Genomic DNA, 19,329 nt, shown 5'->3' on the forward strand with positions numbered 1-19,329 from the left:
ATGCGTCAAACCCAACTCCGAACTCGCGCCAAGATTTGTGGAATCACGCGGACTCAAGATATTGATGCTGTTGTGCAAGCAGGAGCAGATGCGATTGGATTGGTATTCTTTCCCCCAAGCCCGCGTCATGTCAGTATTGAACAAGCGCAAATTTTGGCAAGCTCAGTACCCGCTTATGTTCAGTTGGTCGGTTTATTTGTAAATGCAAGCGCAGAAGAAATCCAAACAGTGCTTGATTCAGTTCCGTTGGATGTATTACAACTACATGGTGATGAAACACCTGAACAATGCCAACAAATTGCGTTGCATTGCAAACGCCGTTGGTACAAAGCCATTCAGGTTAGACCTGGTTTAGACATTTTGACCGAAATTCAACGCTATCAAGCTGTGGGAGCCAGTGCGGTTCTACTTGATGCGTGGCATCCTGATTTAAAAGGTGGAACAGGTCACTGTTTCGATTGGAATAAATTTCCAAAACTTGATATTCCACTAATCTTGGCAGGGGGCTTAACCCCTGAAAATGTGAGTGACGCTATTGATACTACAGCAGCTTTTGCTGTGGATGTCAGCGGAGGCGTAGAGTCCGCTAAAGGTATAAAAGACCAACAACTCATTGAAAAATTTATGCAAGGAGTCCAACGTGGATCAGCAAAACCTTAGTCAACAAAATCAGGCGATTGACTACACCCAGTTTCCAGATGCTCAGGGGCATTTTGGTATTCATGGTGGGCGTTTTGTGTCAGAAACGCTTATGGCTGCACTTGAAGACTTAGAAAGTCTTTATGGTCGTATGAAAAATGATGCTCAGTTTTTAGCAGAGTTTGACCGTGATCTTGCGTTTTATGTTGGTCGTCCAAGTCCACTTTATCATGCTGAACGATGGTCTCAGCACCTCGGCGGTGCGCAAATTTACTTAAAACGTGAAGACCTAAACCATACTGGCTCTCATAAAGTAAATAATACGATTGGTCAGGCTTTATTGGCAAAACTGTCGGGTAAAAAACGTATCATTGCTGAAACAGGTGCAGGTCAACATGGTGTTGCGACCGCAACCATCGCTGCTCGCTTGGGTATGGAGTGCGTGGTGTACATGGGGGCTGAAGATGTAAAACGTCAGGCGATGAATGTCTATCGCATGCGTTTGCTTGGCGCAAAAGTTGTACCAGTGCAAAGCGGATCCAAAACTTTAAAAGATGCATTGAATGAAGCGATGCGCGATTGGGTCACCAATGTTGATACGACTTATTATGTCATTGGTACGGTTGCTGGTCCGCACCCATATCCACAGCTTGTACGTGATTTCCAATCAATCATTGGTCGTGAAGCACGTCAACAGATCCAAGCACAAGCAGGGCGTTTACCTGATGCCTTGGTTGCTTGTGTTGGCGGAGGTTCAAATGCAATGGGCTTGTTCTATCCATTCCTGAATGATCAGGATGTGAAAATGTACGGTGTTGAAGCGGCAGGTTTCGGCATTGAAACAGGCAAACACTCAGCGCCATTGAATGCAGGCCATGTGGGTGTATTACATGGTAACCGTACTTACCTCATGTCGGATGAGCAAGGTCAGATTATTGAAACACATAGTATTTCAGCAGGTTTGGATTATCCAGGTGTTGGTCCAGAGCATAGTTTCTTAAAAGATATGCATCGTGTGGAATATGTGCCAATTAAAGATGATGAAGCCTTACAAGGCTTCCGTGATTTAACTCAGATTGAAGGCATCATTCCTGCGCTTGAAAGTTCACATGCGATGGCTTATGTCACTAAACTTGCCCCAACGATGTCGAAAGACCAAATCATTATTGCAACAGTTTCAGGTCGTGGCGATAAAGATTTAATGACGGTTGCGAAAATTGATGGTATTCCGATGGTCGACTTATAAAACTGAATAGGTGTGTGATAAGATCGGCTAAAGCGTGTGCCTAAGCCATATTAATATTGTGACTAGTTGTACATGGACGTATAACACAAGAATAATCATAAGGGATGATGAGGGATGAAATATTCCTTAGCTACGTATTTCAGTAAAGCCTTTCTTGCAATTTTAGATTGGGATTTAGTTAAAAAATCCCAAGTTATATTGCTGTATGCGAGTTTTACGGCTGCTGTTATATATTTTATACAAATAAAATATATGTATCACCCTTTAGCAAATACCGAGTTATTGCTTAAACTTCAGTGGTTGTATCCAAGTGTATTTATTTTAAATATCCTTTTAATTTTGTTTGGTTTTCTTATTAAAAATAAGCCGAATGTGCATATTTATTATGTGTTGTTTTTATCGGTGTATTACCCATTTTCATTGTTAGGTTTGCCAATAGGCATTGGTTTGCTGAACATGTTAAATGGCGTTATTTTTATGGGGATAACCTTTACCGCTTTGTTGTTATTCCCTCGTTTCTCTGTTTATTTTGGCTTGGTTGCTTATGTTATTGCGTGTTATTTATTATCTGCGCTTACGGTGTTGGGTTATTTAGATTATGCAGTGGCTTATAAGCCTTATACCTTGATGCATAAAGATGTTCAGAGCGCTCAGATTATTTATTCAATGTTTTACACCACTTTATATGCGGCATTTACCATTACGTTATTTGATATAAGTATAGAGCGTTGGCGCAGATATAATTCAAAAATAGAAAAACTCAGTTGTACTGATGAGTTAACAGGGCTGTTGAATCGCCGTGGGGTCAATGAGATTATTGATTTACAGATGCAGCAGGCACAAATTACCCATCGAGAAACATCGTTGATTATGGTGGATATTGATAATTTTAAAAATATTAATGATCAATATGGACATCATCAAGGAGATTTGGTTTTAAAACATGTCGCAAATATACTGCGAAAAAATTTACGAGCCAGTGATGTGATTGGACGTTATGGGGGTGAGGAATTTGTCATTTTATTACCATTTACTTCTATTGAAAATGCAGTGTTGTTGGCAGAGGTATGTCGTAAAGCATTAGAGCAAACCGCAGTTGAAGTGAAAGAAAATGAAATGCTTTATATCAAGGCGTGTTTTGGGGTAAGTAGTACAGCTTTTAGTGGTTTTGATTATACAGGCTTGTTTGAGCAAGCAGATAAGGCGTTGTACGAGGCGAAACACAATGGTAAAAATCAGGTCAGAAAGGCATTTACGTTATAATTGAGTTGGGGAAATCTTGTGAAATTGATACAGAAAAATGGTCAGCCTCGTTATGGGCGTTTTGATCAGATACCTTCACAGATCAATTTGGATGACTATATTTATAAAACGCCTTATGGCCAAGTTCTAAAAGGCTGGCGCAAGCAGCTTAAATATAAAAAATTTAAATTTTGTGGTTTGCAGCACGGGCACTACAGTATTGGTGTGGCGATTGTCGATTTATCATGGGCAGGGCATGGCTTTTTCTATGTTTATGATCATCTTTCTAAAAAAGTAATCGAATGGAATGCGATTCAGCCATTAGCTTTAAAAACCCAACTCGATGAACAACCTTTATTTAGTCAAAGCTATTTTAAAAAATCGGCTTATCAATTTGATATGCAACACGCCAATGGTGTGCGTTATATCCAAGTGACCAAACATGGCGAAGTACAACTGAAAGCGCGTATTTTTTGTGCAGGTACGGATGCACTCAGTTTATGTAGCCCAACAGGAATTAATGGTTGGACATATACGCAAAAACAAACCACTTTGGCAGTAGAAGGCTTTTTTATTAGCCCTGATCAACAGCAGATCGAATTTAATTCTCACAGTCTTGCTGCACTCGATGATACTTGTGGTTTTTTACGACCTGAGACTGCTTGGTTTTGGTTGTCTTGTCAGTTCCGTGATGCAAATGATCGCCGTATTGGCTTGAATCTCGCATCAGGTGTCAATGAAAGTTTTGGTAATGAAAATGCGTTGTGGGTTGATGGTCGTTTATATCCACTCACTGATATTTTATTTGAGCAACAAAATGAAAATTGTTGGTCAATTCGTTCTTTGGATGAGCGATTAAATTTGCTCGTTGAAACAGGTTGGTGTCGTTTTGAGAATATTAACCTACGCCTGATTGGTAGTCAGTTTAATCAGTGGCAAGCGAAAGTCTGCGGTACGATTGAACATGAAAATGTTGAACTGGTGATGTTAAATCAAGAATATGGGTTGTTAGAACAGCATTATGCGAAGTGGTGATAATGACAGAAAGAATCCCCTAAATTCAAAGGGGATTCTTTTGATACGTGAATTAAAGCCCTGCTTGCCAAAAAGCTTCACCCGCAGCAATTGGATCATTGGTCTTCGCTAAAGTATCAACCCAAACATCATATTGGCGAATAACAGGATGTTGATTTGGATGGAAATCCTTTTTAAACCAGTCACTATATTGAGATCTTTTTGCAGTCAAAATACCGTTACGACCGAAGAACCACGGTAAACCTTTACGTGCCATATCAAAGCGTTGTCTCAAATTAAAACCATCAGTTTTAAGCATGACATCTGTACGATACAAAGTAAAACCAAACATCATCACTGTGGTAAAGAGCAGTGCAAAACGTCGAGTTGCTTCTGGTACATCACCGACTTGCTTCATCACATCAAAAGCAACATCACGATGTTCCATTTCTTCAATCGCATGCCAAGCGAATAGCGCACGAACAAATGGATCTGCCTCCGCTAAAGTCTCTTTTTTACTATAAAAAGTATCTGCCATTAACGCAGTTAAATGCTCTGCAGCTGCGGTCATGGCAATGTTGTATTGAGCCGAACGGTTTTTTAATTCAAATCTAAAAATCTTTTTCAAACGTGCAGTGAATTGATCTACAGGCATGCCTTGCTCTTTCATGATCTGATTCATTTTGTCATGTGCAATACCATGCTGTGCTTCCTGACGGATAAAATCAGCCACACGTTCTTGCAAGTCAGGATCATTAATTTTGTCGCGGAATAAACGCACACATTCAATAAAATAGCGCTCACCATCAGGAAAAGTCAGGCTTAATGCATCAAACATACGAGTACGAAATGGATCACCACCAAACCAAAAACGTGGTGCTTGATCTAAATGAAAATCTAGTTTTGTTCTAACAACTGGCTCAACTTGATAGGAAACATGTGCATTCATTTTTTGCTATTCCTTGTCTTTTCTTCATGAACTCAGTATGGAAAAAGTCCGATGAAATGTTTTGACAGTTACAGCCAAGTTTTATACAAATAACGACAGGTCAGGATGAGATCGGGATATGTCAGTTAAAATTATTATTGGATACCTACGATTATTTAATCGTGTTTTGCAACAAGAACAAATTGATTTGTCTAAAGTTGTTGCACCTGAGCTTTGGCAAGCTTTTCATACTTGCTTGGAAAATCCAGATGAGCATGATTTTGATGTCGAACGTTATGCGTTGCTTTTGCAATCGGCACAAGCTTATTTCCCTCGACCGATTACATTAGTATTGGCTGAACATGCCAATTTGCAAGATTTGGGTTTAATGGGATATTTGGCTTCAACCAGTTTAGATCTGCAACAGGCTTTACAGCTTTTACAACGTTATTATTCTTTAGTCTTTAAACAAACCAATTTAGAACAACTGAATGTTCAGCAGTTTTCTGATTATATTCAAATTGTTTGGGGAGCATCCTATAGTGATTATCGGGAAATGTATGAGCTAAATCTGGCGTTGATTTTTAAAATTGCCCAATCGATTGTCCAAGATGCCCTCATTCCACCACACATGATTCAATTTGGTTACGCACCACATACAGCTTTATATCATTTTGAAAAATTTTATGGTTGTCCGATCCAAATTCAAGCTGGACAATATGCAATTCGCTTTTCAAATCAAATTTTAAAAGCAAAAAGCATCGCTGCAGACCAACAATTAAACCATGTACTCTCGACTCAAGCTCAGCAATCACTGAATAGCATTGCTTCTTTTGAGATTCAGCAACAACAGTTCCGTCAAAAAATACAAACGCATATTGAACAAGGACTTTTACAACAAGAAGAACTACTGCTCAGTTATGTTGCTAAGCGTTTACATTGTTCAGAACGAACATTACAACGCCAACTCAAAACCTATCAGCTTAATTTTCAAGATATTTTAGATCAGTACCGTTTGGAACAAAGTAAACTGTATTTGCAACAGGGCAAATCATTGTCAGAAATTGCGGAACGTTTAAATTATGCTGATCAAAGTGCGTTTGGGCGGGCGTTTAAGCGTTGGACAGGAATTACACCCAAGCAGTTTTTAAAATCTGTGAAATGATAAGCACAGAATATTGGTGAAATTTTTAACCCGAAATGTAGTTTGTAACGTTTATAACATTATCTAATTTGGGATTTGTGAGGTTGCTATGTGGGGGAAGAAAATATGGATAGGTATTTTTTCCATTGCTGGATTATTGACACAAAGTTCAGCGTTTGCTGCCAATATTGCGTTACTGGTGGGCGTAGCAGATTATCCGCATGTTACCCACTTAGCGGGGCCAATCAATGATGTGGATGCCATGCGGCAGGTATTGAGTCAAAAGTGGGGCTTTAAAAAGCAGGATATGGTGATTTTAACTAATCAACAAGCCACGCAAAGCAATATTGTGAAAGCATTAAATGATTTAAAAAACCGTAGTCAGGCAGGCGATCAGGTTTTTATTTATTTTTCAGGGCATGGCACGAGCCGACAAGACAATAAAAATAAATTGCCACTGCCTTATAATAGTGGTGCATTTGTACCCTATGATTTTGATCTTGAACCCATTGAAAAGATGTTGGCAAAAGGGCAGGACACGACAGCACAGCTCAATCAGAGTCTGGTGATTGGGCGTGAACACATATTGCCTGTGATTGCGGAACTAGAGAAAACACGGGATGTGGTAATTGTGATGGACAGTTGTTTTTCTGCCAATGCAACCCGCAGCATTTCTTTAGCTCCAGTTAAAACCGTAAGTCGTCATATTCGCTTACCAACTCGGGCGATATCTGACGCTGATTTGCCAGCGATGGATATTGCACAGTTGCAGGCACAAATTAACCATAAACCAGAGCCTTATCCTTATCAAAATACCATTTCGATTGCAGCATCAGGTGAAGATGAAGAAGCTGCCGATTTGCCAGCAGTCGATTCAAAATTTGATGGCAAGGCACATGGTTTATTAACTGATGTTTTGTTAAGGGTGTTGGATGGCAAAATTGCCGCAGACCGTAATCAGGATGGTAAAATCAATTATGCTGAGTTACGTGAAGTCTTGACCAGTGAGGTGGGGTATTATTCTGACAAAAATCCGCAAACGCCAGTCATTCAACCCTTGATTAGTGAAGACCATGATAATATTACTTTCAAAACCTTGTTAAAACCACGCAAGATTGCGCCTGAAGCGACACAACAGACTGCACCATCACCTGTGGTTGAGGTATCAAATGATGCCCTGAATATTGGTGTGCAACAGGTTCAAAACCGTCAGGCACTGAATGAAATGTTGTCTGATCTTGGTTTAAGCGTTCATCAACAAAATAATGACTTTGTGATCATTGAGCATCCTGATTTAAAATTATGGACATTAGCCAATACTGCTTTAGAACCAATCACTGCAAAAACTACCCTCAGCGTCATACAACAACGGCTGAAAACAGAATTATGGTTAAGAACATTACAACAGCAACTGAAAAATCCTGCCCAATTACAGTTCACTGCCACGCCTGAGTTAAAAGGAAATGGTTTTAAAATTGGGGAACAATTTAAATTCTTAAGTAAAGCTGCTCAAGATTATGCTTTGATTCTCTTTAATATTGATGCACAAGGTCAGTTCCACTTGCTTTACCCGATTGAAACACACGAGCATCGCATGTTTAAGGCAAGTCAGGTTTTTACCACACCAAGTATTAATGCCCAAGCTCCAGTGGGCTTAGATAGTGTTGTAGCAGTGGGAGTGTCTCAGCCTTTATCTGAAGCACAGTTACAGCAACTCCTTTCGATTGCGGACAAAGATGTCAGTATTGAACATCCTGTGGTTCGGGCTTTGACCCAATGGTTGCAGCAAAGCCCACAAGCAGGGTTTCAACACATCATGTTGCGTACTTATCCTTAACCTTGAGTAAAAGGAAAAATCTAATGAAAAAAACAATATTGATGTTCACTGGGTTGGTGATGACATTTAGTGCAGTGAGCCACGCCGAAGATTGCCAGCAAGCCATCACTTTATATACCAGTAAAGCCATTCAAACGGCAGCATCGCCACAATTAGCGATTGAAAAAGCCAAACAAATTGTAGATTTATGCCCACATGTAGCTGATTTTCAAATGGCGTATGCCAGTACCTTACAAAAGGCAGGACAGTATTCTCAGGCATTGACCGTATGGAAAACAGCGAAAGGGTTGACCTATTCCGCAGGACTAAATGCACAAGTACAACAGTATAAACGGGCTGAAATTGCGTTAAATACCTTAGAGGTACAATTGCAATTAAAGCAACGTATAGATGCCCAACTCAGTCTGGATGATTTAAGGGAAGATTATTTTAATACTACAATGTCATCTGAATTGGCAAAATTTGTACCACGTTATCAACAGCTTCGTCAGCAGTTTAATGACCAGATGACAACACAGCCTTTCAATGCTCAGGAATTGCAAACTTTTGTACAGACCAAACGTACACTTTCGGTTGAAGCCCCTGAAATTAGTTATCAAATTGCTTTTGATTTTAATCAGAGTCAGCCCAATATTGAGGGAATGCAGGTACTTGATCAGGTCGCAAAAAGTCTGGCAGATAGTCAGTTTCAGACCATTCAGGTGATAGGGCATACCGATCAACAAGGGGATGATGCCTATAATTTAAAACTTTCACAAAGACGAGCGGAGAGTGTGGTGCAATTGTTACAACGTAGTCAGCCACAATTAAAGGGGCATTTACAGGCAATTGGTAAAGGTAAAACAGAATTACTGGCACATGGCACAACTGAACAGGATTATCGTTTAAATCGTCGAGTGGCTTTTATTTTTAAATAATGGATGATAGACACTAAACTGGAAAAAACCTATGCGACAAAAAATAATGATGGGGTGTGTGTTGATTCTAGGGGTAATGACCTTATCAACGGCTCATGCCAAACGTGTAGCTTTACTGATTGGTAATGCAACGTATCAATATGAAAATCGATTAAGTAATCCGATTAATGATGCGGTGTTATTACAAAATGTTCTTAAAAATGATCTTAAATTTGATGAGGTCAAACTGGTCAAAGATGCAGATATTCGGACTTTAAATCGGGAAGTTGAAGCCTTTAATCAGACGGCTCAAAATGCGGATGTCGCTGTGATTTATTTTTCAGGGCATGGGCAACAGGGAGAAAATCGGCAAAACTATTTATTGGCAACCGATGCCAAAATTGAGCAAGCGGCTGATTTACGTTTAAGTGCGGTAAGTTCTGATGATCTGGTCAGTGCGACTGAGGGGGCAAAAGCTCGTGTGGTGATTCTGGATGCCTGTCGTGACCGCCCGAACAGTGGTTTTAAAAGTGCCACCAAAGGTTTAAGCCGTGCGCCGATAAGTGGACAGGGGTTGTTGGTGGCGTATGCAACTGAAGCGGGTAAAGTGGCGCAGGATGGTTCAACAGGCAATAGCCCTTATGCCAAAGCACTTGCTCAAGCGATACGTAAAAATGATAAATCTATTTTTGCAATTTTTGATGAAGTGGCAGATGAAGTCAAGGTTATGACCAAAGGACAGCAATCGCCTACCCGTGAAGGAAATTTACGGATCGATGTCTACTTTGTTAATCCAACCATTACAGTCAATCAAAACAGTAAAACCACTGACAAACCTGATGCTGAACTGATGTTTTGGGACAGTATTAAAAATGAAACTGAAGCTCGGGGTTATGTGGCTTATCTGGAACAATATCCACAGGGACGCTTTAAAGCTTTAGCCAAAACACGGATTCAAAAGTATTCACCTGTTTATGCGTCGTTAATGTTGGATGATGATAAAAAGCCAATACTGACTTTACCTGTACAAAATACTGTAACTCATTTAAATGATAGTGAGTTAATGCAACAAGGCATGTGGCGTGATCCGAAAACCAATTTGCTCTGGATGCGTTGTAGTTTGGGACAAACTTGGGATGGAGCAACTTGTATGGGAGAGGCATCTAAACATAGTTGGGATAATGCTTTTAAAACTATTGAAGAAATGAATCGTGAAGGTTTTGGGGGATATAAAGACTGGCGTTTACCTGATATTGAAGAATTGAATAGCATTCGTTATTGTTCAGATGGTTATGAAAGTATGCCTAATATACCAACTACAACTAAAACAGGGCGGGCTAAATCAATATATATCAAGTGTGGAAGTGGTTCACAACGTCCTACGATCGATACTAAAATTTTTCCTAATACGAAAGTGGGATGGGAAGATTATTGGTCTAGTTCATCAGATTGTGATGGTTCCAAGCATCTTGCATGGAGCGTGAGCTTATTTTTTGGCTCTTCTTCATGTGGGGCTAGTTTAAAAACAAACAATAACCTTGTTCGAGCTGTTCGTAATGGTCAGTAGTTTTTTATTTTAGGGATTAAATCATGGCAATTATGAATAAAATACAGCGATTATGTTATATCAGTGGCTTATTGATATTGGGCAGTTATTACCAAGAAGTTTATGCTGCTAATCGAGCATTAATTATGGCTTTGTTGCATAAATAAAAATAAAGATGAGTCAGTCTATCTTCCCGATATTTATGCAACAGCGACTGTTTGGGCTGTACCGAGTTGAGTAAATTTATTCAAAATATCGACTCTGATTTGCAAGTCGACTACCTGACGATTAGAGTTATATGATGCCTTAATACTTGGTTTTAAATTAATGTAGTCTATATAGCGTGCTTTGCTATAAAATATGCAGGCTTTCCTGTGGTTTTTTTGCTGATTTATGTAGACGTGTTTGGAGTATATCTGCTCGCCGACTCAATGTTGATAAATCTGGAACATTCCAATTGAGGTGAGCGAGTTGAAAGAGGCTTTGAATAAAACCCTGTGTTTGACGTAAAGCCAGTTGGAACAGGTTTCGTATTGTCAGGGCAAACTGAATGGCAGTATCAGAGTAGGTCGGTTGACATCCTTTTTTGCCTGTAGGCATTGCATACCATTGCATTTGGGGATCAAACCAAATAGTGAAAGCACCCCGTTGGCGTAAAGCCTGATTGTACTCAGCCCAGTTGGTTGTTTTGTAGCGGCTTTTTGATTGTGTATTCATCTAAATTTTATGGGGATGAATTCCTTTTATGCAACAAAGCCATTATTATATGGTTTAAAAGACCCTAAAACTGATCAAAATCATAATCAAATGATTGATTTAAAAGAATGGTTTGAAAGTTCTAGCCTGATTGTACAGTAATATCGAAACCCGAATAAAGCACAAACCCCACAAATGGTGGCTCCACCCAGTGTCAGTTTGATACCTATTTCTATCGCTTCAGGAGCAAAAAAATGATGAAGTCCAGCATAGCAATAATACTACTTTTCGCTATTAGCATGAATTATGCACATGCTGAAAACAATAGCATTAGCGTAGCTGAATTGGTAAAAGCCCTGACCCCACAACAGCGGCAGATCAATTCATCCGTTTCAACATCAGGGACACGAGATATTAATGTCGAGGCTATGCTCGCTGAAGATGAAACACCACAGGAAAATACAACAAGTGCTGTATTGACTGCACCCCCTGCGATTAATCTGTCAATTCCGTTTGTAATCAACAAATCTACTTTAACGCTACAAGGGCAAAGCATGGTCAATACTATTGCCGAAGCCTTACAAACACCACAATTACAAAGTCACCAGTTTTTAATAGAGGGGCATACTGATCAGTCAGGACAGTATCAACTGAATCAAAAGTTATCACAGCAACGGGCAGAAAGAGTCCGTCAGGCACTGATTCAAAAGGGTATTGCAGCAGGTCGTCTGGTTGCAGTTGGACGTGCATCGGATGATTTATTAAATAAAGAAAATCCACTTGCCGCAGAAAATCGTCGGGTAAAATTTGTTTTAATTAAATAAGTGTAAGGGTGGATTACATCCACCCTTACACTTATTGTGATTCACTTCTATTACGGGTAAATCACTAAAGGCATTTGAGTAAATGCCCATGATTGATCACTGGCAAAAGCAGTTTTTGTCAGCTTACCATTACGAATCATTAAAATATCATCCAGACTGTATTTCTCAGGCGTTACAATAAATGCCAGTTGACTACGACCTGTGGGTTTAACGGCTCTAAACTCAGTTGCCCAGTTTGCATTGGGTAAATCAGTGGCAAGATTGGCACTGATGCGATTATCAACAGCCGAAGAGGGTGGATACAAAACAGTTGCCTGATCATCTGGATCAACCTGCACAATCCATAACCGTCCAGTTTGTTGGCTCGTCACACGGAAGCGAATGGGGTCATTTAAATGATAACTTTTTGCTGAAAGTTCAACTTGCACTTTCGCTGCTTGTGGGTGAGCATGTAAATTTGCCAAAGTATGATGATTGCTATTGCTTGGATAACTCTGACAACCTGTGATCAAGGCACTGGACAATAAGGCGAGTGCCAAAAAACGATTGAATGTACGCATTTTTATTTCTCCGTAATATCAATAATTCGATAACCAGCAATATAACGACCACTACTTTCGTCTTTGCTACGACCTAAAGCACGAACGCTAGAAAGTGGCAATTGAGCGATAAGCTTATTAATTTGTCCTTTACTATCCCGATTGCCCAAGGCATTTTTTTGTAAATTAATCGGTTGTGTGGTCAGGAATGCAGCCACTAAATGCTTACCAAATGGGGGATTGGCTCGTAATACAAATTTGCCTGCTTGAGGAATTTGGATGGTTTCCACTTTTACAGCATTGTCCTGCGCATATTGATTCGGGAATAATAGTTCAGCTTCATCATTTGGATTAATACTGATGACATTGAGATAACCTGCTTGAGGAACATCAATGCTAATGCTGACTTTATCGCCTTTTTTCAGTGTGTCTGGTACTTCAATTTTTAGGCTTTGGGCAGCACTTTGTACTGTATCCAGCGTTTCTTGCCACAAAGGGTTATAGCTTGCGGTACTACTATTGACGCTATTAAAACGGATGGTTTTACTAAACAGTGCTGGACTACCTGTCATTTGCGGTTGAAATGCCATAGAGGGGTCAACCCCCTGTAAGGCTTGTGCCAATTGCTGACTGGTGGCATCAAATAGATTTTGCCATGAGATGTCCTGTTTATTACTACGGGCATTTTCAAAACTGGTGAGCAATGCTTTGGTAAACATGCTGCCCTCAGAGGTTGCCTGAGCAGACTGATTGTCTTGTGCTGCACCAATGGCAATATAACGTTGTCCATCGGTAGCATCGACAGCCTCAACACTCAAATTCTTTTTATGACTTTTTGAGGATACCACATGGATGGGAATATCCCATGCTTTTACTCGGGTCTGGATGGTATTGGTACTGGTTAAGCTATTCGGCGCAAGTGCTTTTGTGCCTGTACCGCTATGGCAGGCATCCAGCAAGACCACCATATTTTCACTTGGGATTTTATCCAGTAATTCGCCAAATTCATCATCTACAAAGTTACCATCATGCAGATATAAGGTTTCATCATAACCATCTTCTTCATCGCCATTGGTGTCCTTGACTTGTGAACCATGACTGGATATATAGATAATGACCCGATCATTGGGTTGTGTGGTTTGAGCCAGTTGCTTTAGTGCCGCCCGAAACTGTTCACGGGTAGCATGTTGATCTTGTAACAGTTTAATATTTTTGGCCTCAAAGCCCATGTGAGCGACCAATTGTTGTGCCATTGCTACATCTTTCTCAATTCCTGGCAAGTTGGCACTCGGATTTTGGTATTGTCCGACCCCAACAATCAATGCCTGATCAGCAGCAAAACTATATTGTGTTGTACATACCCCTAACATCAACAGACTGAGGGCTAACCATGATTTTTTCATTTGATTTTCTCCATGATTCCGCTCAGTTAAGGCATTACTAAAATATTAATCATTGCAGCACCTTGAGGGATTTGACTTTGTGTAGTAACACTACCTTCATTTTGTGGAATCGCACTGACCCATGCCACAAGTGCTTTGGTATTTTGATTTGCGACCACTTTTTCCTGCATAAATTTACGATCAGCACGTTGACGATTTAAAATTTGTACGGAACCGTTTTGATAAACCTGTGCCAGTGTGACATAACCCTCATCACTTGCACCGTAAGAGACATTAATAACCTGATTGGTACGATAGGTTGATTGATCGGCAGCAATAAAGGTGCGCACGCCCTGCGGATTGGTGGCAAGTTGTGCAACACTTGCACCAATTGTGGTGGCTTCAATAGGAACTATATTTGGGGTAGGCGTAGGAGCTGTTGTTATAATCGGGGTTGCTGGATTGCCAACAGGGACGCTTAGACGTGTACTGACGATGGCAGGGTTATTGCCCTGCACGGTTGTTCCTGTATCACGGTCAACAATACGAATAGCCTTTTGTTGTAGGTTATTGATTAGGTTCTCTGTCTGTCCGACTTGATACACCCCTTTTTGTTGGGTCAAAATACGATGCAGATCAAGGGGTTTTTCACTGGCGATGACCAATATTTTTTCAATGCCAACAGCATCTGAGTAAAATTCAACGGTATTGCTATAAGTGCGTGGGAATGTACTGACGGTATTGGCACGAACAAAATTTTCCTTATCCTTATTGTTCGGTAATAATAAAGTGGTTTGATCAGGCAATTCGTTGAGAATATACAAATAAGCATCTTTATTGGTCACAACATTAAAGCGGATGGCCTCATTGACCGCATAGCTGGCTTTTTCGGTAGACACCTGTAGATTAAGGGCAGTGCTTTGTACAGGTGCGATAACAGGCGCAATGGTGGTGAGTGCAGGTTGGCGATCGGCTATTACAATTGCTTTGGCATTCTGATCTACTGCTGCCCATGCCATAGAGGTGAGAATGGTACTGGTAACAAGTACAAGTTTGACAGATTTATTCATTATTTTAGTCCTATATAACAAAGTAAGTATGTGACATAGTTATAAACGATCAGGTTTAGATTTCGGGTTAAGTAAAAATAAAAAAATTCAGGAAATGATTTTAGATTGTTGTAATTGTGCAATCGCTTCAGTCAGTGCCTGTTTGGCATAACGTAAACGACTTTTGGCACGTTCTAAAGGAATCCCTTGTTCTGCTGCAATTTCGGGGACAGTCATGCCTTTGACGAAACTATTGAGTAAAATTTCACGATGATGTTCAGGGAGTTGTTGCAAAGCTCGTTTAAGTTGATTGACTTCACATTCCCGAATGGCAATCTGTTCAGGGTTATCAAAGTCACTGCCTAAACCACTGCTCAGGTCTGATTCTTCTTGTATATCATAATAATCATCAATATCAACACTTTTAGATATTGGGCTAGCATGCTGAATACGGTAATGGTCAATAAGTTTAGTATTGACGATACGAAATAAAAAAGTCTTAAAACTGGCAGAAACGGTGTAATGACTTGAATAGCGAATTAGATTTAACCAGACTTCTTGACTGACCTCATTGGCTGTAGTCTGATTGCCTGCAGTGCGTCCAATCAGATAACCATAAACCATACGATGATAACGTTGGTAAAGTTCGGTGAATGCAGTTTGACTTCCTTGAGCAAACGCTAACATGAGTGCTTCATCCGTCGAAGTAATAAGAGATGTCATCTGGCGAACATCTCCTTATGCTTACTTAGATAAAAAAGATGACAATTTCCTACATTTTTGCCACCGAGTCTTCATTTTGTCAATCACTTGATCGCAAAAACATTGGAATATGGATTAAGGTGTAGTCCGAATTTGCTCTAAAGTTCTTTTTACCGCATCGTTATTTTGTGAATGAGGGCGTCCTGTTATCTCTGGAGATTCAGACTGTTGAGGTTCATCCGTGATTGTTGCCTGTTGTAATTGAGCATCCTCAAACGCGGCCTGATGGGATGTCGATGGCGTTCTAGTCTGTTGTTGGTGTATTTGTGCCTGATTATTTGCCAGAATACGATTTAAACTATTTGATGTATCCACAGATGGGCTTTTGACAGGTGCAGACTCAACGGGCGCAGTTTGAATGGGCTGTTGTGCTGCCTGATAAGGCTGTACGGGTTCAACGTCAATTGTTTTTGGTGAAACGGTTGCTTGTGTTGAGTGATTTGGCTGACTCGTTTGTTGCTGCTTTGGTGTTTGTTGAGCAGAGAGAGAATCAGAAGATTGATGTTCTACCAAATAAAAGCTACTTGCCGCCACAACAACAAATGAAATAGCTGCTGCAATCTGAAACCAGTATTGTTGATACCATCCCTGATGTACAGATGGCGTGCTTTTAGGAAACTTAATCACTTCGCTATCTTGTACTAAAGCAGATTGTTTTTGATTCTTCTGAGCTTGCTGTGCAGCAGCATTCAGAATTTTTTGTGTAATTTCATCAGGTACATCTGTTTCAGAGATCATTTTGTCAAAGAGGTCTTGCAAGATCATATCCTGTTTTGATCCATGATGCTGATTTGACATAAAAGACTCCTTTGAGTATTGAACCTTACTTACTGAAAAGTAAGGTTCTGACCGCGATGCGATGATCAAGGGGATTACGGCATAATCTGTAATTGTACCGTTTTTACCCCAGCTTGTGGATTGCTTGGTGCAGCATTTGATTCTGGTTCACGAATACGAATTGCTTTGCTGCTAAAGGCATTCGCAACATCATCCATATTATTGATGGCAAATGCCCCCACTGTTTCTGATGGAATATTATTGAGATTAATTGGGGTAGGAGAAGCAATAAAAATAAGTTTTTCAACGCCTGCTGCATCTGAGTAGAAATCCACTGTTCCTGGCATGGTATAGGTTTTATTTTTACGAAGATAGTTATCTTTTGTTTTAGCGTTTGGTAAAAGTCGAGTGGTTTTTTGCGTGTTTTGGTCAACGCTAAAGATATATAAATAATAGTCAGATTGTTGGCCAACTACTTTAAATTTGATTGATTCCCCCACACGATAAATTGATTTTAATGGTGTAACATTAATTTTTACAGTGTTGTCTTGTTGAGCAGTTGATACAGGAGCAGTCACAGGGCGTTCACGAATGCGTACCGCAGCCTCGTTGATGGTTTCGGCAGCAACAGGCAAGATCACACTGCTTAATGAAAGTGCAACAATCAGCTTTTTAAACGTATTCATAGGATGTTCCTTTTTAATAAAATAGTCGGTGTGTCTATATAAACGATGGGATTTTCAATTCGGGTTAAAAATTTAAAAAATTTTTACAGCCCTAAACGATTCATTAAATTTTGTACATCCTGATCAGAATGTTCACTAGACGATCTATTGGATACTGGTGTTTCCGTTGGTGCAGGTTGTGGCGTTGGTGTTTCTATCAACGTTGGTTGTGGTGTGGGTGTGTTATGAGATGGCGTTGTAAGATGGACATTAGATAAAAATGTATTTGCATTGATTAAACCGTAGCCTGCATTGTTGTTTGGAGCTTGCCCAATAGCATTGGTGGCTTTTTGAATAATCAACTGTTTTAATTGTGTGGCATTTAAATTGGGTAGAGCTTGCCAAACTAAGGCAGCAAAAGCTGCGGTATACGGTGCGGCTGCGGATGTTCCAGCAAAACGAGAACCACCACTGGCTTGGTACGCGGCATTTAAAGTATTGGTAGGTGCACTTACGTCAGGTTTGACCCGACCATCGTCGGTTGCGCCACGACTACTATAGGCTGCAATCTGTTGAGTTTTCACATCCCATGCTGCAACAGCAAGAGCATTAGCAGACGTGGCAGGAATAGCAATACTCGAATAAGGTCGATCTAAATCCAAATGTGCGCCCTCAACATAAACTCGGATATTTTTTGGAGCAGATTGGCTACTGCGTAGCGCGATACCATATTTTCCAACAGGTAAACGGAGCGTCTGGCTTTTTCGAGCTGCGGTATTGGTGGTACGAGGTTGATTGATTTCAGCAACTTTGACCACTTTACCATTGCTATCCTGTGCAAGAATTACGGCATCTACATCAATATTCTGGCTATTTTGACGAGAACTGTCCCAGTCATCCCAATTCAGCATAATCATGGTATTGGGATCGCGTTTTTTTTCAAAAGTTAGTACATCATATTGTCCAATATCCACCAAGCCATTAAGGTTTCGATCAAGCAGTTGTCCAGTCCATATTTTTTCACCCTCATTGCCAGCGGCATTGACCCATAAAATATTTTTATTTAAGGCTTCACTGACCTTTTGATCCAGTGCTGAAGTACCATCATGTTGAGAATGATGTCCACCACCTGAGAAGTTAATAATGTCAACATCTTGTTCAATCAACCAATCAATGGCTGCGGCAACTTGACCTGAAGAGGCACGACCATCACCATTGCCTGCCTGAACTAGATATAACTCAGCATCAGGGGCAATTTGATGAATGATTTCGGCGCAAGCTGTGCCATGTTCACTGCTGGCTTGTACATTAATCTCATTAGCATTTTGATCATTATCAAAAGTCTTAGTTTTACTTGGCGCTGGAACAATACCTTGCGTCTGTAACTTGGTATAGTGACGATAACCAAAATCCAAAATACCAATTTTTAAACCTTTGCCTGTAAAGCCCTTTTGATGTAAGGCTGTGGTGGCAATGGCAGTATTGCCTTCACTTTGAGTAGAGTTTGTTGTATTAGGTGATGAATAAGATGTGAGGGGGGGAGATATTGATGAACCTTGTTGTTGGTCTGCTAGACCTAAACGGTTTAACAATTCGCTTACAGCCATATCTTGATTATTTTCCAGAATCCCTTGTAAATCTGCACTTTTGACTTGAGAAGATTGCATGACTTGTTTGATTTTTGCCTGAGCCACATTGACAAACAATTGGTCTTTAATGCGTGCCTGTACCTCAATTCCTTGCGAACGAAGTTGTCGTTCTAAAGATAAACCTTGCCCTGAAATGGCTTGTATTTGAACAGCAATAGTTCCATGTTTGGAAACTAAAATAGATGGTATAGATTTGGTAATACCTTGAGTTAAAACCTGATTTAAATCTGCACTGATCTTTGCTTCAGCAATGGTCTTACTGTGGCTAAAAATCTGTGGATTTTGTTGTAAAAAGCGTTGTAATTCACTACTGAATTGAGGGGAAACAGCGGCGTGAATTGCACTATTTAATGTTAAAACTGTTGTGCCAAGGGCTAAAATTTTTATGAGTGTTGCCATGATAGGGATCGTTCCAAAATAAGATGTAGATATAAACGTGAAAAATAAAAAATCGGGTTAAATATTTTTTTAATGTGAAAAAAATAACCCGAAAG

At 40.1% G+C, this 19,329-nt stretch carries 18 protein-coding genes and 1 pseudogene; 10 read left to right on the forward strand and 9 right to left on the reverse strand.

Annotated features, from left to right (window positions below; all coding sequences use genetic code 11):
* The 4 genes from NO346_RS12420 (at position 1) to NO346_RS12435 (ending at position 4,162) form a co-directional block, all read left to right on the forward strand.
* The gene (locus tag NO346_RS12420; protein ID WP_256415350.1) at positions 1 to 660 is read left to right on the forward strand and encodes a phosphoribosylanthranilate isomerase; all 660 of its coding nucleotides are present in this window, start codon (positions 1 to 3) and stop codon (positions 658 to 660) included.
* The gene (gene trpB / locus NO346_RS12425) at positions 641 to 1,885 is read left to right on the forward strand and encodes a tryptophan synthase subunit beta (RefSeq protein WP_005162160.1); all 1,245 of its coding nucleotides are present in this window, start codon (positions 641 to 643) and stop codon (positions 1,883 to 1,885) included. Before NO346_RS12420 ends, trpB begins: the two co-directional genes overlap by 20 nt.
* A 114-nt stretch (positions 1,886 to 1,999) precedes the next feature.
* On the forward strand, positions 2,000 to 3,148 hold the full coding sequence (locus tag NO346_RS12430; protein ID WP_256415351.1) for a GGDEF domain-containing protein: 1,149 nt from the start codon (positions 2,000 to 2,002) through the stop codon (positions 3,146 to 3,148).
* Between the two features lie 18 nt (positions 3,149 to 3,166).
* On the forward strand, positions 3,167 to 4,162 hold the full coding sequence (locus NO346_RS12435; protein WP_256415352.1) for a DUF2804 domain-containing protein: 996 nt from the start codon (positions 3,167 to 3,169) through the stop codon (positions 4,160 to 4,162).
* Between the two features lie 52 nt (positions 4,163 to 4,214).
* On the opposite strand, the gene NO346_RS12440 is transcribed toward NO346_RS12435, so the two are convergent.
* Positions 4,215 to 5,090 (reverse strand): metal-dependent hydrolase, encoded by an 876-nt coding sequence (locus NO346_RS12440; protein WP_005162153.1) that lies wholly within the window; start codon positions 5,088 to 5,090, stop codon positions 4,215 to 4,217.
* A gap of 118 nt (positions 5,091 to 5,208) precedes the next feature.
* On the opposite strand from NO346_RS12440, the gene NO346_RS12445 reads away from it, so the two are divergent.
* The 5 genes from NO346_RS12445 to NO346_RS12465 all read left to right on the forward strand — a co-directional run bounded on the left by NO346_RS12445 (position 5,209) and on the right by NO346_RS12465 (position 10,659).
* Complete coding sequence (locus tag NO346_RS12445; RefSeq protein WP_256415353.1) at positions 5,209 to 6,234, forward strand: AraC family transcriptional regulator; 1,026 nt, start codon at positions 5,209 to 5,211, stop codon at positions 6,232 to 6,234.
* 88 nt (positions 6,235 to 6,322) lie between these two features.
* Positions 6,323 to 8,050: a caspase family protein gene (locus tag NO346_RS12450; protein WP_256415354.1), complete on the forward strand. Its 1,728-nt coding sequence runs from the start codon at positions 6,323 to 6,325 to the stop codon at positions 8,048 to 8,050.
* Positions 8,051 to 8,073: 23 nt separating this feature from the next.
* Positions 8,074 to 8,967 (forward strand): OmpA family protein, encoded by an 894-nt coding sequence (locus tag NO346_RS12455; protein ID WP_256415355.1) that lies wholly within the window; start codon positions 8,074 to 8,076, stop codon positions 8,965 to 8,967.
* A gap of 31 nt (positions 8,968 to 8,998) precedes the next feature.
* A complete protein-coding gene (locus NO346_RS12460; RefSeq protein WP_256415356.1) occupies positions 8,999 to 10,513 on the forward strand; it encodes a caspase family protein in 1,515 nt (504 codons plus the stop codon).
* Positions 10,514 to 10,536: 23 nt separating this feature from the next.
* Positions 10,537 to 10,659: a hypothetical protein gene (locus tag NO346_RS12465; protein WP_256415357.1), complete on the forward strand. Its 123-nt coding sequence runs from the start codon at positions 10,537 to 10,539 to the stop codon at positions 10,657 to 10,659.
* Positions 10,660 to 10,846: 187 nt separating this feature from the next.
* On the opposite strand, the pseudogene NO346_RS12470 reads toward NO346_RS12465, so the two are convergent.
* A pseudogene (locus NO346_RS12470) lies at positions 10,847 to 11,209 on the reverse strand (transposase); the annotation flags it as partial.
* Between the two features lie 233 nt (positions 11,210 to 11,442).
* On the opposite strand from NO346_RS12470, the gene NO346_RS12475 reads away from it, so the two are divergent.
* Positions 11,443 to 12,012: an OmpA family protein gene (locus tag NO346_RS12475; protein ID WP_256415358.1), complete on the forward strand. Its 570-nt coding sequence runs from the start codon at positions 11,443 to 11,445 to the stop codon at positions 12,010 to 12,012.
* A gap of 50 nt (positions 12,013 to 12,062) precedes the next feature.
* Here the strand turns inward: NO346_RS12475 and NO346_RS12480 are convergent, their stop codons facing one another.
* The 7 genes from NO346_RS12480 to NO346_RS12510 all read right to left on the reverse strand — a co-directional run bounded on the left by NO346_RS12480 (position 12,063) and on the right by NO346_RS12510 (position 19,234).
* Positions 12,063 to 12,572, reverse strand: coding sequence for a DUF4384 domain-containing protein (locus tag NO346_RS12480; protein WP_256415359.1), 510 nt, complete (start codon positions 12,570 to 12,572; stop codon positions 12,063 to 12,065).
* A gap of 2 nt (positions 12,573 to 12,574) precedes the next feature.
* Positions 12,575 to 13,954: a caspase family protein gene (locus NO346_RS12485; RefSeq protein ID WP_256415360.1), complete on the reverse strand. Its 1,380-nt coding sequence runs from the start codon at positions 13,952 to 13,954 to the stop codon at positions 12,575 to 12,577.
* Positions 13,955 to 13,980: 26 nt separating this feature from the next.
* Positions 13,981 to 15,003: a DUF4384 domain-containing protein gene (locus NO346_RS12490; protein ID WP_256415361.1), complete on the reverse strand. Its 1,023-nt coding sequence runs from the start codon at positions 15,001 to 15,003 to the stop codon at positions 13,981 to 13,983.
* An 87-nt stretch (positions 15,004 to 15,090) separates the two neighbouring features.
* Positions 15,091 to 15,705, reverse strand: coding sequence for a sigma-70 family RNA polymerase sigma factor (locus NO346_RS12495; RefSeq protein WP_256415362.1), 615 nt, complete (start codon positions 15,703 to 15,705; stop codon positions 15,091 to 15,093).
* Between the two features lie 114 nt (positions 15,706 to 15,819).
* Positions 15,820 to 16,542 carry a hypothetical protein gene (locus tag NO346_RS12500; RefSeq protein ID WP_256415363.1) on the reverse strand — a complete coding sequence of 241 codons (723 nt, stop codon included), beginning with the start codon at positions 16,540 to 16,542 and terminating at the stop codon, positions 15,820 to 15,822.
* 74 nt (positions 16,543 to 16,616) lie between these two features.
* Positions 16,617 to 17,207, reverse strand: a complete 591-nt coding sequence (locus tag NO346_RS12505) for a DUF4384 domain-containing protein (RefSeq protein ID WP_256415364.1) — start codon at positions 17,205 to 17,207, stop codon at positions 16,617 to 16,619.
* A gap of 83 nt (positions 17,208 to 17,290) precedes the next feature.
* Positions 17,291 to 19,234, reverse strand: coding sequence for a S8 family serine peptidase (locus NO346_RS12510; RefSeq protein ID WP_256415365.1), 1,944 nt, complete (start codon positions 19,232 to 19,234; stop codon positions 17,291 to 17,293).
* Between the last annotated feature and the right edge of the window lie 95 nt (positions 19,235 to 19,329).

Origin of the sequence: Acinetobacter sp. 5862 (genome assembly GCF_024494585.1) — a bacterium.
Taxonomy (GTDB): domain Bacteria; phylum Pseudomonadota; class Gammaproteobacteria; order Pseudomonadales; family Moraxellaceae; genus Acinetobacter.

Bases quoted from the DNA above. Each gene is read 5' to 3' on its own strand.
- NO346_RS12420 (WP_256415350.1), top strand. From the start codon at position 1: ATGCGTCAAACCCAACTCCGAACTCGCGCCAAGATTTGTGGAATCACG.
- NO346_RS12430 (WP_256415351.1), top strand. From the start codon at position 2,000: ATGAAATATTCCTTAGCTACGTATTTCAGTAAAGCCTTTCTTGCAATT.
- NO346_RS12440 (WP_005162153.1), bottom strand. From the start codon at position 5,090: ATGAATGCACATGTTTCCTATCAAGTTGAGCCAGTTGTTAGAACAAAA.
- NO346_RS12445 (WP_256415353.1), top strand. From the start codon at position 5,209: ATGTCAGTTAAAATTATTATTGGATACCTACGATTATTTAATCGTGTT.
- NO346_RS12450 (WP_256415354.1), top strand. From the start codon at position 6,323: ATGTGGGGGAAGAAAATATGGATAGGTATTTTTTCCATTGCTGGATTA.
- NO346_RS12455 (WP_256415355.1), top strand. From the start codon at position 8,074: ATGAAAAAAACAATATTGATGTTCACTGGGTTGGTGATGACATTTAGT.
- NO346_RS12460 (WP_256415356.1), top strand. From the start codon at position 8,999: ATGCGACAAAAAATAATGATGGGGTGTGTGTTGATTCTAGGGGTAATG.
- NO346_RS12465 (WP_256415357.1), top strand. From the start codon at position 10,537: ATGGCAATTATGAATAAAATACAGCGATTATGTTATATCAGTGGCTTA.
- NO346_RS12475 (WP_256415358.1), top strand. From the start codon at position 11,443: ATGATGAAGTCCAGCATAGCAATAATACTACTTTTCGCTATTAGCATG.
- NO346_RS12480 (WP_256415359.1), bottom strand. From the start codon at position 12,572: ATGCGTACATTCAATCGTTTTTTGGCACTCGCCTTATTGTCCAGTGCC.
- NO346_RS12485 (WP_256415360.1), bottom strand. From the start codon at position 13,954: ATGAAAAAATCATGGTTAGCCCTCAGTCTGTTGATGTTAGGGGTATGT.
- NO346_RS12490 (WP_256415361.1), bottom strand. From the start codon at position 15,003: ATGAATAAATCTGTCAAACTTGTACTTGTTACCAGTACCATTCTCACC.
- NO346_RS12495 (WP_256415362.1), bottom strand. From the start codon at position 15,705: ATGACATCTCTTATTACTTCGACGGATGAAGCACTCATGTTAGCGTTT.
- NO346_RS12500 (WP_256415363.1), bottom strand. From the start codon at position 16,542: ATGTCAAATCAGCATCATGGATCAAAACAGGATATGATCTTGCAAGAC.
- NO346_RS12505 (WP_256415364.1), bottom strand. From the start codon at position 17,207: ATGAATACGTTTAAAAAGCTGATTGTTGCACTTTCATTAAGCAGTGTG.
- NO346_RS12510 (WP_256415365.1), bottom strand. From the start codon at position 19,234: ATGGCAACACTCATAAAAATTTTAGCCCTTGGCACAACAGTTTTAACA.